Source organism: Pontimicrobium sp. SW4 (assembly GCF_039954625.1).
Taxonomy (GTDB): domain Bacteria; phylum Bacteroidota; class Bacteroidia; order Flavobacteriales; family Flavobacteriaceae; genus Pontimicrobium.
In genome coordinates, this window is sequence record NZ_CP157199.1 from 3,102,555 (window position 1) to 3,116,485 (window position 13,931).

A 13,931-nucleotide genomic window follows, 5' to 3' on the forward strand; every position below is an offset into this window, starting at 1 on the left:
ATTTGCTGAAAATATTTTGTTTTGGGAATAATAAAAGTAGAGAATATTAGAGTTTTTGCACATCATGGTTGCTTGACAGAAGAAACTAAAATTGGCAGTGATTATCGTGTTGATTTAGAGGTAAAAGCTAATTTACAGAGATCTGCGAAAACAGATGCTTTAGAAGACACTGTTGACTATGTGTTACTTAATAATATTATAAAGGTAGAAATGGCAAAGCCATCAAAACTCTTAGAAACAGTTGCAAAACGTGTTATAAAATCTATTTTTAAAGAAAGTGCTATGGTTACTAAAGTAGCTGTATCCATATCTAAAATTAACCCTCCAATTGGTGGCGATGTTGAAATGGTAACGATTAAAATGACCGAAAAACGAAAAAAGTAAGTGTTAATAGTGTGAAAGCTTTATTTTTTTTACATTTGCTGTCCAAATAAGGCGTCTTGGCCGAGTGGCTAGGCAGAGGTCTGCAAAACCTTCTACAGCGGTTCGAATCCGCTAGACGCCTCAAAAACCTTCAAGTTTACTTGAGGGTTTTTTATTACCCAATATCTTCTATTAAATTCTGTGGATTTAATTGATCTTTGGGTAAAAAGCCTTTCACTATTAGTACCAGACCACAAATCACTAAAATAAATCCTAGCAGTTTTTTTACTTTTAAAATGCGTTCTGGTGTTAGTTTCCGTTTTAGTTGCTTTGCTAATAATATTTTAAATAAATCAGTAACAAAATAAGCTAAAATCATCGTTCCGAAGAAAACTAAAAACCTATTTATATCGTTTTCTAAGCTTGGTCCTGTAATAATAATAACACCTAGCCAGAAAACTAAAACACCAATATTTATAAAGTTTAATAAGAATCCCTTTATAAATAGTCCAAGATAGTTTGTCTTAGCAAACACTAATTCACTTGCTTCGTTGGTTGATTTTTTTGGTTTTTTTAGAAAAATAATAACTCCATAAACAGTAAGTATCATGCCACCAAAAACAAATAGTCCTGGTTGATTGCTAAGGTTTTCTAATAATTGAAAGCTACTAAAATAGGCTAAACCAATAAAAAAAATATCTGCAACTATTACACCTAAATCAAAGGCAACTGCAGCACGAAATCCTTTAGTTGCACTTGTTTCTAGAAGAACAAAAAAAACAGGACCTATCATAAAGGCTAAGAAAAAACCTAAAGGAATTGCTGTTTGAATGTCTTCTATCATTTAAAACGTAATAAAAATGCCGAATAAATATTCAGCATTTTGAAGTTGTAACAAATATAATAAAAGATGCTAAAGGAATTTAATCCATATGCTTAATTCTTCCACCCAAAGCTTTACTTTTATTTACTTTTTTAGGATCGCCATAAACAAAAACATCGCCTCCTGCTCTTATTTTAATATCTAACAAATCTGTCGCGTTAACATCTGCTTCGCCTCCTGCTCTAATAGCTATTTCGGTAGATTCAGTCTTTAAATCCTTGCCTTTGTAAACACCTCCTGTACTAATAGATATATCTTGGCTTTGCGCTTTTCCTGAAGTTTGTATAACTCCTCCTGTTACAGATTTAATATCCGCTGTAGTTACTTTTAATTCTAGATTAATTTCGCCTCCCTCTTGAGCTCTCAGCTCAATTTCGTATTGCTTTATTTTATCGTTAGACTTTATTTTTGCACCTTCATTAGCATCAATAATATCTACATTAGTGTAATATAGTTTTACATTAGTATTGTTTCCATCGTAGCTTTCTTCTAGATTCATTCTAATTTTAAGTTTCCCATTTTTGTTTACAATAACAACGTCATTTTTATTTCTACCAGAAATAACAACTTCGTTTTTATTTGATTTAATAAGCTCTACTTCTATTAAATCGTAAACTTTTAGTTCGGAAAATTCGCCAATAGATTTAGTAATCTCGCTTTGAGAAAATACTATGGATGTTATTAAAAATACAAGTGTTGTTAAGATATTTTTCATTGTTTCTTTTGTTTTTTATTGAGGGTTCTAAATCAATAACTATACCATTAAGTATTTATTATATTAAACATCTTCTCTTTTTCCAATTAAAGAGAAATCAAGGTGTTTTTTTACTAAATCGGCTTGTTTTACTTTAACTACAACCTCATCTCCTAATTGATACATATTTTTTGTGGCTTGACCAATTAATGCATATTCATCCTGATCAAATTGGTAATAATCATCTTTAATATCTCTAATTCTTACCATGCCTTCGCACTTGTTTTCTATTATTTCTACATAAATTCCCCAATCAGTTACACCTGAAATTACTCCAACAAATTCTTGATCCTGATGGTCTTGCATGAATTTAATTTGCATGTACTTTATAGAATCCCTTTCGGCTTTAGTAGCGAGGTATTCCATGTTAGAGGAGTGTTGGCATTTTTCTTCATACACTTCTTCGCTTGCAGATTTTCCTTTATCTAAATAATGTTGTAATAATCTATGAGCCATTACATCTGGATAACGACGAATAGGCGATGTGAAATGGCTGTAATAATCGAACGCTAATCCATAATGACCAATATTGTGAGTTGTGTATTCAGCTTTACTCATACTTCGAATAGCAAGTGTGTCTACTAAATTTTGTTCTTTTTTTCCATTTACTTCCTTTAATAAATTATTTAAAGAAGCTGTTGTAGTCTTTCTATCTTTAAAATTTAACTTATAACCAAAACGACCAACAATATTTTGTAAAGCAGCAAGTTTTTCATCATTTGGTTCGTCGTGGACACGATAAATAAATGTTTTTTTAGGTGATTGTTTACCTATAAATTCTGCTACTTTTTTATTAGCTAATAACATAAATTCCTCAATCAATTTATTAGCATCCTTACTGGTCTTAAAAAATACACCAACCGGGTTATTAGTTTCATCTAAATTAAACTTCACCTCTACTTTATCAAATGATATTGCTCCATCTCCCATTCGTTTTTTTCGCATGATTTTAGCAAGTTCGTCTAACTTTAAAGTAGCGTCAGCAATAGCTTGATCGGTTTTGTAAGCTTTTCCTGTTAATGAAATTTCTTTAGGTATTTCATTGGTTTTAGTTTCAATAATACTTTGCGCTTCTTCGTAAGCAAAGCGAGCATCACTATACGTTACTGTACGTCCAAACCACTGATTTTTTATTTCTGCTTTATTGTTCATCTCAAACACTGCAGAAAAGGTATATTTTTCTTCGTTAGGTCTTAATGAGCATGCGTTATTCGATAATACTTCAGGAAGCATTGGTACTACTCTATCTACTAAATATACACTGGTTGCACGTTCGTATGCTTCATCATCTAAAATAGTTCCTTCTTTTACATAATGTGATACATCTGCAATATGAATTCCTACTTCGTAATTACCATTTTTAAGTACTTGAAACGATAAGGCATCATCAAAGTCTTTAGCGTCTTTAGGATCTATAGTAAAAGTCAACACATCGCGCATATCACGACGCTTTTTTATTTCATCTTCTTGAATGGATGTGTCTAGTTTATTTGCATAGTCTTCTACTTCATGAGGGAATTCATAAGGTAATCCATACTCAGTTAAAATAGAATGAATTTCGGTGTTATGTTCTCCTGGTTTACCAAGTACTTTAATCACTTTTCCTGTTGGCGAATCTTGTTTTTCTGGCCAATCTACAAGTTTCACAAGTACTTTATCACCATCTTCGGCATTAAGTGTTTTATTAAGCGGTACAAATACATCTACATACATTTTATTACTATCTGGTACCACAAAGGCATAGTTTTTATGTTTTTGTATTACACCAACATACTCGGTTTTATGTCTGCTAATTACTTGAGTAATTTCTCCCTCTAATTTTCCTCTTTTTTTGCGTTTATATACGTATAGTTCTACTTCATCGCCATGAAGTGCTTTATTTACATTGTTTGAAGCGATGAAAATATCGTCTTCAAAATCTTCACATATTACATAGCCTGATCCTCGAGCTGAGGCATCGAAAATTCCTGTATAATATTCAGATGAAACGATAGCTTTAAACTTACCTCGATCAACTTCTTCTATTTCTTCTTTCGCTTTTAAGCGATGTAAAGTTTTAATAATTTGATTTCTACTACTAGCATCATTTACACCAAGCTTAGCAGCTATTTGTTTGTAATTAAAAGATTTATTTCTATCCACTTTAAGAATTGTGTGGATACTATCTGTAAGGTTATGTATTTGTTTAGAATTCTTTTTTCTTTTCTTTCTTGTCATTTATTTTATTATCATATTCTGTTCCTTGAAGTTAAGGAATCTATTAATTTTTAAACTCAATATTTAAGTGAAGAAGGGGTATTAAGTTTATGCAAAGCTAACATTTATAATTTAAATAGATTATTTTAAAATTTGACTTATTCACATTTAATAATATAATAACTATTTCTTTTTTAAAATTTAAAATTAAAATGGTGATTATTATAGCTTGTTAACTACTACAATAACTTTTTTAATAATTACTTTGATGTTAAGTTATCTTCTCTTTATCTAAATGTAATTAACAAGTTATTAGTATAGTAAACTCTTTATAATTAATTATTTAAATATTTAGTTAACAATTGTATATTATAGATATAAACAACTTAAAACTCATAAATATTTACTCTTTTTATGTTTGTAAGCACAGTTTATTAGTTAACAAAAATACAACTTCTAACAACAACTAAATTTGGATTTTAAAAACAGATTTCTACTTGTAAAAAAAATTGAAATAATAAAATATTAGTTATTAGAAGTAATGATGAGATATTAACAATTATTTAAAAAGTAACTAACAACTTTTAAAAGCCCATGTTTATATTTTGTAATTTTATAACCAAGATGAAATATGATTAAAATAAATCTTTTTAAAGCAAGCTTCGTCTTATTATTGTATTGAAAATATAACTAATTAAAACAACTAATTTTGAAAATATCTATAGGAAACGATCACGCAGGAACCGATTATAAATTTGCTATTATAAAACTTCTAGAATCTAAAGGAATAAAAGTTACAAATTATGGAACAGATAGTAACGATAGTGTAGATTATCCTGATTTTGTACATCCTGTTGCTAAAGATGTGGTTAATAAATCTGCAGACTTCGGAATTCTAATTTGTGGAAGTGCAAATGGTGTAGCTATGACAGCTAATAAATATCAAGAAGTTAGAGCTGGTTTGTGCTGGAACAAAGAAATTGTTGAATTAACCAGACAACATAATAATGCTAATGTATTGTGTATTCCAGCAAGATACACTGCAATACCTCAAGCACTACAAATGGTTGACACTTTTTTAAACACAAAGTTTGAAGGAGGAAGACACCAAAATCGCGTAAATAAAATTCCTGCAGCATCTTGCTAATAAACAATATAAAATTAGCATACAATGGGTCACTCGCATTCGCATAATCATTCTCATAATAATCATGGAAATTTGCAAGGTAGAAACCTGTTAATTACTATTTTTTTAAATATTCTAATTACTACAGCACAAGTAATTGGTGGTGTTATTTCTGGGAGTTTAGCACTTTTAAGTGATGCCTTACATAATTTTAGTGATGTTATTTCATTAGTAGTGAGTTATATAGCTAATAAATTAGCGAAAAGAAAAGCATCTCTTCAAAAAACATTTGGTTATAAGCGTGCCGAAATATTAGCGGCTTTTATTAATGCTTCTACACTTATTATAGTAGCAGTTTTATTAATTATTGAAGCAATTGAACGCTTCCAGAATCCGCAAGAAATTGAATCGGGATTAGTTATATGGCTTTCCACTATTGCAATTTTAGGAAATGGTTTTAGCGTGCTTTTATTGAAAAAAGATTCTGAAATAAATATGAACCTAAAAAGCGCATATTTGCACTTACTTACCGATATGATGGCAAGTGTGGCTGTATTAGTAGGCGGTTTGTTAATGAAATTTTACGATGTATTTTGGGTAGATAGTGTGCTAACTTTTTTAATTGCTATATACTTAATTTGGATGGGTTATGATTTATTAAAATCATCAACCAAAGTACTCATGCTATTTACGCCTGAAGATATCCCAATAGATAAAATTGTTAAAGAAATTAATGCTATAGAAGGTATAAAGCATACGCATCACATTCACGTGTGGCAACTTAATGAAGAAGAAATACATTTTGAAGCGCATATAGATTTTCATAATAATATCACGTTATCTGAATTTGATGACATACTTCATACCATAGAAGAATTATTATTCCATAAATTTGAAATTAATCATGTGAACATTCAGCCAGAATTTGGTAAATGTGATGATAAAGATGTGATTGTACAAGATTAATAAGTCATGCTAGAAATAACAACTAAAACCTTTCAAGAGCTTACAACCAAAGAAATGTATGATTTACTTCAACTTAGACAAGAGGTGTTTATTGTTGAACAAAACTGTATTTATTATGATATTGATGGAAAAGACGAAAAAGCTCTCCATATTATTGGAAAAAAGAACAATAAAATAATTGCTTATACACGTGTGTTTAAACCAGATGATTATTTTAAAGAAGCTAGCATTGGTAGAGTAGTGGTGAGCAAAGAAGAGCGCCAACATAAATATGGCTATGATATCATGGAAGCCTCTATTAAAGCAGTAAATGATAATTTTAATGAAACGACTATTAAGCTGTCAGGACAAACATATTTAAAAAAATTCTACAATAATTTAGGGTTTAAAGAAATAGGAGAGGAGTATCTTGAAGATGGTATACCTCATATACTTATGGAAAAAAAATAGAGTAATGAATACACTACTCTATTTTTTTTAATTAAATACCACTTTTCAATTATTCGATTATAATTTTCTTAGTTAATTTACCTTTATTGGTATTAATATCTAATAAGTAAATCCCTTTACTTAAACTTGAGGTATTTATCTCTGTATTACTAGTTAATTCAATTAATTGACCTACATAGTTATATAATTTTAATTCTTTAAGCTCTAAACCATTTTTAAGTTCAAGATTAATACTGTTGACTGTAGGATTAGGAAATACCTTAACACTCTTAGTTAATTCTGATTTATTAGTACTTAACAACTCATCTCCTTGCACTACAGCAGATATAGCTCTGTACCAATTAATAGTATTTGATCCTGATAAATCCATTGAAGCAGGAAATGTAGGGTAATTAGTTTTTCCACTATGGTGAGCAAAATTAGAATTACCTATAGCTACAGCAACACCTTCATTAGTAGGGTTAGGATAGGCATCAACAGCTATAGTACCACCTTGTGGGTCTCCTAACACAGCTATTCTATAAGTAGCGTCCCCCATTAAACTTATAGTACCTGAAGGTATTGAAACAGATACATACTCTTCAGTACCACCAGTAATAGTTATATCACCAGATTGCCAAAGCAAAGTAGCTGGGTCAGAAGGGCTATGATAAATAGCAAATTTAATAACGCCTCCAGTGGTCGAAGCATCAAGATTAATACCAACCTCTCTTAAATCATATGGGTTACCTGAAGGCATTGTAAAACTTTCAGAAAACATTTTGTCGGTTGTTAATAAATGGGTACCATTTTCAGTAGAAAACTTTAAAATATCAATTTGTGAATTAATATTTAATGAAAATAGACTAATTAAGGTTAAAAAAAGTAATGTTTTTTTCATATTGATATATTTTAGGGATTTACGTTAAAACGTAACAAACCTAAGACGAAAAACATTTTTTTATAAGAAAAGTATTAATAAAAAAACAAAAATGTTCTAAAACATTGTTTTTAATATATGAATGCTTTAGTAGAAGATATAAACAAAAAATAATAATCTAGAGGTGATTTATAATTTAACAACAAAGACAAAGGAGGGTGTATTAATTAAGACTAGAACTTAATTAATTATCATCATTATTAACAATTTTTGTAACTAAAATTTCCACACGCCTATCGTATTTAGGATCTTCTCCTAAAGGAAATTTTCGTCGCATGCCTTCGTACCGCATACGTTTTTTACTAACACCTTTTCTGGAAAGATAGTAATAAATATATCTAGCCCTAGCTTCAGATAAATTACGTTTTTTCGTTTTTCTATCTACCGCATCCATAGTGTTTTTTGTGCAACATACGTGCCCTTGAATAGTAAAATAAACATTACTTCGTTCATTAAGTAATACAGCAATTTTTTCAAGTGTTTCCATGGATTCAGGAAGAACGTCACTATAGCCTGTTTTAAATAAAATATTATCTAATACAACTTTATCGCCTACCTTCAAATCTCCTTTTAAAGCGCTTTCCATGGTTTCCTCTTCCTTGATAACTTCTGGACGAGGAGGAATATATACATAAGCTATAATTTCGACTTTACGATTTAATCCTCTAATAACATCAGCATCAACAGTTTTTACTGTTTTTAAAAGCACTTCACCTTTACCATCTACATTACTTATAAGTGTATTGTCAATTTCATGTTCAGAAAAAATGGATTTAATAGTATTTGCACGCTGTTGAGATAATTGAAGGTTATAAGAATCGCTACCAATATCGTCACAAAAACCATAAATAGATATTTTGGCAATATCTTGATTTTGAATATCTCTAATAAATAAAAGAAGTCTATTATCTTCAATGTCAGACACTTCATATTCATCGGTATCAAAATAGACTTCATGTTTTAATTCAGTTTGAGAAAACATGAAATTTCCGAATAGTAAAAACGTGTATAGAATTTTTTTAAACATTATCTTAAAAACTCTTATAAATCAACAAAATATTAGAAAAGTTAATTTAAATAACTTCTATATTTATTAGTGTTGCTTAAAACCTCAACGGCTTTTTTAATTTCATTATTGTGAGCTAAATAATACTTATGAAGCCCCTCTCTATAAAAATAACGTTTTATGATTTCTGTTTCCAATAATGAGGTTAATTGGCTTTTATTTTCGTCAACCGCCTGAGTTTTGTACAATTTTAGGGTTGAAATAAGCTTAGAGTAGTCATTTTCAAGGGTTTTATCTATATCCTCTGTTTTAGCAATTTCCATTAATTCGTTAAGCTGATCTTCAGTTTTAGTTTTAAAGTCAAAATTATTAGATTTCAAATAATTCTTGAAGTTTTTAAAATCTGAATCTGTTAATTTAAAAGACATTAGATCATCCACAGAATTATTGTAATAATAGTTTGTGGCGAAGTTGAAAATATAATCACCACCAATAATTGCTTTTGTAATTGTTGAAGGTTTAGCGTCTTCAATGACTATATCTGGCTGTATACCGCCTCCATCAAAAACTGAGCGGCCATTTTTTGTTTTAAATTCGTTAAAATTATCTTGTTTTACACGAATCGCATTACCATCTTTATCTCGATTCCAATAATCCAAAGCTTGAATACAACGACCAGAAGGTGTATAATATCTTGAAATAGTTACTTTAATTTGAGTTCCATAAGTAAGCTGCTTCGGTCTTTGCACTAACCCTTTACCAAAACTTCTTACACCAACCACGACTGCCCTGTCTAGATCTTGTAATGAACCCGAAACAATTTCACTAGCCGATGCACTTCCTTGGTCTATTAAAACAACTAAAGGTATTTCGGTATCTATTGCTTGATTTTGTGTATAATAAGTTTTGTTATACTTGTCTACTTTCGATTTGGTAGTTACCACAAGCTGCCCTTTATCAACAAATAAATTAACAATATTTACTGCTTCTAGTAGTAAACCACCAGGGTTACCACGTAAATCTAATATAATTGACTTAGCGCCTTCAGCTTTTAATTCCCTAAGGGCATTTCCAGTTTCTTTCGATGCGGTTTGTGTAAATTTAGCTAAAGCAATATAGCCAGTATTTTCGTCAACCATGTCGTATAATGGAACTGCACCAACTTCAACTTCTTGTCGAGTAATTGTAGCTGTATTTGTTTTCCCTTGACGCAAATATGTAACATTCACCTTTGATCCTGGTGCACCACGTAGTAAATCGCCAGCATTTTCTTTAAAAGAAGCTACAGTTATGTCTTCAACTTTAATAATTTCATCTCCAGCTTTTAAACCAGCTTCGTCAGCAGGATAATCTTTATAAGGCTCAATAATTACCAATTTATCCTTTAAGATTTTTACACTAGCACCAATTCCAGTATAATCACCAGTATTATTAATACGAGAAGCTTCAACATCTTGCTCATTATAAAAAACAGTATAAGGATCAAGATCCTTTAACATACTTTTTATTGCGGTGTCCATTAAATCACCAGGATTTGTTTCGTCAACATAATTCATGTTAACCTCCTTAAACATGGTGGTGAAAATTTCTATTTGTTTCGCAATTTCAAAAAAATCACTTTTAAAAGCAGCAGTAGACAAAAGCACAATAGCAGCTAGTATTGGAAGTATAAATTTCTTTTTAAAAAAGTTCTTCATAGTAATAGTTTTAATTCTTAATTGAGGCCATCGTGAAATTTATCAAATAACAAATTCATTTTAGTTTCAATTTGTTTTAAAGTAGGTTTTTCATTTCCAATGTACAAAATCATAAACGCACATTGTGTTGAAAAGTTGTTAAAATATTTTGGTTTATTTAATCGATAAGCCTCTCTCATTAATCGCTTTACCTTGTTTCTATCAACTGCACTTTTAAAATGGCGCTTACTTACTGAAACACCAGTTTTAATAGTAATACCATCAGTAAAAACAGTTTCTAGATAGACTAAACGCAATGGGAAAACAGATACAGAATGCCCTTCTATAAACATTTTCTCAATAAGTTTTTTGCTTTTTAATTTTTCTTTTCTAGAATAAGAAGTATCCATTTGTTTGCCTTAACAATTGGCAAGATACAACACTCATTTCATGTATGATAAAAATCATGTTTTAAAAAGTCAAGTAATAGTAATTTAACACAGCTTAAATTTCTAATTTTTATGGGAGAATTAAAAGTAACAAAACTTACAAGCAAGGAAGATAAAGCTAATTATATCTTTCATTTGCTTAAAGACATAGAGGCTCTCGATTTTATGATTAATAATAATTTAATTGAGAAAACACCTATTAGGATAGGTGCAGAACAGGAATTTTGCTTGGTCGATAATGAATTTTTACCAAACAATAATGCTGTAGAAATATTAAAAGACATTAATGACAGTCATTTTACAACCGAAATTGGCAATTATAATTTAGAAATAAATTTAGACCCAATCGAATTAAAAAATGATTGTTTTTCTAGTCTACATAAACAACTATCAGAACTAATAAAAAAGGCAAGCACAGTTGCCAATAAAAAACAAACAAAGATTTTATTAACAGGAATACTGCCAACACTTACGTTAAAGCACATAGGCATACAAAATATGACACCAATAGAACGATACTATGTGTTAAATGAAGCGATAAAAGAGTCAAGGAAGCAAGATTTTAATATTCATATTAAAGGCATTGATGAGATAAATTTACTACATGATACAGTAATGCTTGAGGGATGTAATACAAGTTTCCAGATGCACTTACAAGTAGACCCAGATACATTTATTGATACCTATAATTGGGCTCAAGCCATTTCTGGACCTGTCTTAAGCGTATGCACAAATTCTCCACTTTTGTTTGGAAAAGAGCTATGGAGCGAAACCAGAATAGCATTATTTACACAAAGCGTAGATACTAGAGCAAACTCATTTTTATTAAACGAAAAGCAATCAAGAGTAAGTTTTGGTAGCAATTGGTCAACAGGAAGTGTTGCAGATATTTTCAGAGATAACGTTTCAAGGTTCAGAAGCCTGGTAACAACAGAATTTAAAAAAGATAGTGTTGATATGCTTGAAAATGGAGAAATACCAGGACTAAAGGCATTAAACCTACACAATGGTACTGTTTATCGCTGGAATAGACCTTGTTATGGTGTTGGTGGTGGAAAACCACATTTAAGAATAGAAAACAGATATATTCCGTCTGGACCAACGATGCTTGACGAAATTGCTAATATGGTATTTTGGGTAGGAGTAATGATGGGAAAACCTAAAATGTATGACAATATTCACGAAAAAATGGACTTTAAAGACGCTAAAAGTAATTTTTTCAATGCCGCTAGATACGGTATGAATACTCAATTCCATTGGAATGGCGAAATAAGACCTAGCCATGAATTAATTTTAGAAGAATTACTACCAATGGCATATAAAGGCTTATATAAAATGGGAGTTTCACCAAAAGATGCAGAATATTACTTAAAAATTATAAAAAATAGAGTTACCACAAATAATGGATCTCAATGGGCTATAAAAAGCTATAGAAACCTTTTAAAAACTAAAAAACGATTTGAGGCCATACAAATACTAACCTGTAAAATGTATAAAAAACAGCAAAAGGAATACCCAATATCTACTTGGAATGTGATAAAAAAAGACACGATACCAGAGTTTGTTCCTAACAAAATAGTTAAGCATGCTATGAGTTCGGATATTTTTTCAGTTGATGTAAGTGATAGCCTTGATTTGGTGATTAGCATTATGAGGTGGAAAAAATTCAACCATATGCCAGTAATTAATGAAGAAAAAGAGCTTGTTGGTTTATTATCATCAACAGATATGGAAAAATATAAAAGAAATCCCCAAAAAGGAAAGCACAGTATTAAAGATATTATGCAAAAAGATATTATCACCATTAACCAATACTCAAGCGCTACAGATGCTAGTAAACTAATGAAAAAGCATAATATAAATAGCCTTCCAGTGGTTGAACAAAACAAGTTAATAGGAATAATAACGTCAAAAGACATATAAATAATAGATGGTGGAAATTTATAGCAAAGCATTAAACTCCTCTATTTTAGTTGATAGATTAATAGGTAAAATTAAAGGAAAATGTAACGGACCAACAATCGTTTTTTTTGGAGGGATTCATGGCAATGAAATGGCTGGAGTGTTTGCTCTTAAAGAAGCTTTTGAAAAAATTAACCCAAATCAGGTAACAGGCACCATATATGGTATTTCAGGAAATTTAAATGCACTAAAAAATAATCAAAGATATATAGATGAAGACCTTAATAGGGTTTGGCTAAAAGAAAACTTAAGTCAATTAAAAAGCAAAACCAAACTAAACTGTGAAGAGGCAGAACAACAAGAGTTATATAATATATTAAAGCAAATTCTAAAAGAAGACGAAGGACCGTTCTATTTTATAGATTTACACACAACCTCAAGTAAAACATTGCCATTTATTACTATTAATGATGCTTTAATTAACAGAAAGTTTTCAAGCCTCTTTCCTGTTCCAATAGTATTGGGTGTTGAAGAATATTTAGATGGACCACTATTGAGTTATATTAACCAATTAGGCTATGTCTCTCTTGGGTTTGAGTCTGGGCAACATGACGATTTAAATTCAATAAGTAATAATGTTGCTTTTATTTTTCTAAGCCTTGTTTATGCTAAAGCGTTAGAAAAAGAAAGTGTAAAGAATTATGATGCGTATTATTCTACTTTAGCAAGTGAATCTAATCAAAACAAAGAAATTTTTGAGGTAGTTTATTTACATAGACTAAATGGTGAGGACTTTAAAATGATTCCTAATTTTAAGAGTTTTCAAAATGTAAAAAAAGGAGAGCAACTTGCCACAGCAAAAAACAAAACTATAAATTCGCCATACACAGCAAAAATATTCATGCCGCTTTATCAAACGAAAGGCAATGAGGGATTCTTTATTATAAAAAAAATTCATCCATTTTTCTTAAAAATTTCAGAGATTATTAGAAAAATGAAACTGGACACTTTAATAACAATACTTCCAGGTATTACTTGGATGGATAAAGAAAAAGGTGTTTTGAGAGTAAACCTAAAAGTAGCCAAGTATCTAGCCAAACAAATTTTTCACTTATTCGGTTATAGAAACAAGCAAAAAAACACCACATACATGCTGTTATTTAACAGAGAAAGAACATCAAAAAAAGAGATGTATAAACATCTAAAATGGTACAAAAAAGTGTCTTAACTAAGACACTTTT

At 30.2% G+C, this 13,931-nt stretch carries 13 protein-coding genes and 1 tRNA gene; 7 read left to right on the plus strand and 7 right to left on the minus strand.

The window, feature by feature from the left end; genetic code table 11:
* The first annotated feature begins 21 nt into the window (after window positions 1-21).
* The gene (gene folB, locus ABGB03_RS14225) at window positions 22-384 is read left to right on the plus strand and encodes a dihydroneopterin aldolase (protein WP_347923241.1); all 363 of its coding nucleotides are present in this window, start codon (window positions 22-24) and stop codon (window positions 382-384) included.
* A 50-nt stretch (window positions 385-434) separates the two neighbouring features.
* Window positions 435-505: transfer RNA gene (locus tag ABGB03_RS14230), tRNA-Cys, on the plus strand.
* A gap of 33 nt (window positions 506-538) precedes the next feature.
* Here ABGB03_RS14230 and ABGB03_RS14235 read toward each other — a convergent pair.
* The 3 genes from ABGB03_RS14235 to rnr all read right to left on the minus strand — a co-directional run bounded on the left by ABGB03_RS14235 (window position 539) and on the right by rnr (window position 4,217).
* On the minus strand, window positions 539-1,207 hold the full coding sequence (locus tag ABGB03_RS14235; RefSeq protein WP_347923242.1) for a LysE family transporter: 669 nt from the start codon (window positions 1,205-1,207) through the stop codon (window positions 539-541).
* 79 nt (window positions 1,208-1,286) lie between these two features.
* Entirely contained in the window at window positions 1,287-1,961 is a 675-nt protein-coding gene (locus ABGB03_RS14240; RefSeq protein WP_347923243.1) for a head GIN domain-containing protein, read from the minus strand.
* A gap of 63 nt (window positions 1,962-2,024) precedes the next feature.
* On the minus strand, window positions 2,025-4,217 hold the full coding sequence (gene rnr, locus ABGB03_RS14245) for a ribonuclease R (RefSeq protein WP_347923244.1): 2,193 nt from the start codon (window positions 4,215-4,217) through the stop codon (window positions 2,025-2,027).
* Between the two features lie 688 nt (window positions 4,218-4,905).
* On the opposite strand from rnr, the gene rpiB reads away from it, so the two are divergent.
* From rpiB to ABGB03_RS14260, 3 genes are read left to right on the plus strand one after another with little or no spacing between them, the layout of a single operon-like run.
* Window positions 4,906-5,343: a ribose 5-phosphate isomerase B gene (rpiB, locus tag ABGB03_RS14250; RefSeq protein ID WP_347923245.1), complete on the plus strand. Its 438-nt coding sequence runs from the start codon at window positions 4,906-4,908 to the stop codon at window positions 5,341-5,343.
* A gap of 24 nt (window positions 5,344-5,367) precedes the next feature.
* Entirely contained in the window at window positions 5,368-6,288 is a 921-nt protein-coding gene (locus ABGB03_RS14255; RefSeq protein ID WP_347923246.1) for a cation diffusion facilitator family transporter, read from the plus strand.
* Between the two features lie 6 nt (window positions 6,289-6,294).
* On the plus strand, window positions 6,295-6,738 hold the full coding sequence (locus tag ABGB03_RS14260) for a GNAT family N-acetyltransferase (protein ID WP_347923247.1): 444 nt from the start codon (window positions 6,295-6,297) through the stop codon (window positions 6,736-6,738).
* 49 nt (window positions 6,739-6,787) lie between these two features.
* Here ABGB03_RS14260 and ABGB03_RS14265 read toward each other — a convergent pair whose 3' ends face one another.
* From ABGB03_RS14265 to ABGB03_RS14280, 4 genes are all read right to left on the minus strand, one after another.
* Window positions 6,788-7,618 carry a T9SS type A sorting domain-containing protein gene (locus tag ABGB03_RS14265; protein ID WP_347923248.1) on the minus strand — a complete coding sequence of 277 codons (831 nt, stop codon included), beginning with the start codon at window positions 7,616-7,618 and terminating at the stop codon, window positions 6,788-6,790.
* Window positions 7,619-7,841: 223 nt separating this feature from the next.
* Window positions 7,842-8,639, minus strand: a complete 798-nt coding sequence (locus ABGB03_RS14270; RefSeq protein ID WP_347923249.1) for an OmpA family protein — start codon at window positions 8,637-8,639, stop codon at window positions 7,842-7,844.
* 86 nt (window positions 8,640-8,725) lie between these two features.
* On the minus strand, window positions 8,726-10,360 hold the full coding sequence (locus tag ABGB03_RS14275) for a S41 family peptidase (RefSeq protein WP_347923250.1): 1,635 nt from the start codon (window positions 10,358-10,360) through the stop codon (window positions 8,726-8,728).
* A gap of 17 nt (window positions 10,361-10,377) precedes the next feature.
* A complete protein-coding gene (locus ABGB03_RS14280) occupies window positions 10,378-10,749 on the minus strand; it encodes a ribonuclease P protein component (protein WP_347923251.1) in 372 nt (123 codons plus the stop codon).
* Between the two features lie 111 nt (window positions 10,750-10,860).
* Here ABGB03_RS14280 and ABGB03_RS14285 point away from each other — a divergent pair, with 111 nt between their 5' ends.
* Both ABGB03_RS14285 and ABGB03_RS14290 read left to right on the plus strand, forming a co-directional pair.
* Window positions 10,861-12,711 carry a CBS domain-containing protein gene (locus ABGB03_RS14285; protein WP_347923252.1) on the plus strand — a complete coding sequence of 617 codons (1,851 nt, stop codon included), beginning with the start codon at window positions 10,861-10,863 and terminating at the stop codon, window positions 12,709-12,711.
* A gap of 7 nt (window positions 12,712-12,718) precedes the next feature.
* Window positions 12,719-13,918, plus strand: coding sequence for a succinylglutamate desuccinylase/aspartoacylase family protein (locus tag ABGB03_RS14290; protein ID WP_347923253.1), 1,200 nt, complete (start codon window positions 12,719-12,721; stop codon window positions 13,916-13,918).
* Window positions 13,919-13,931 lie beyond the last annotated feature (13 nt).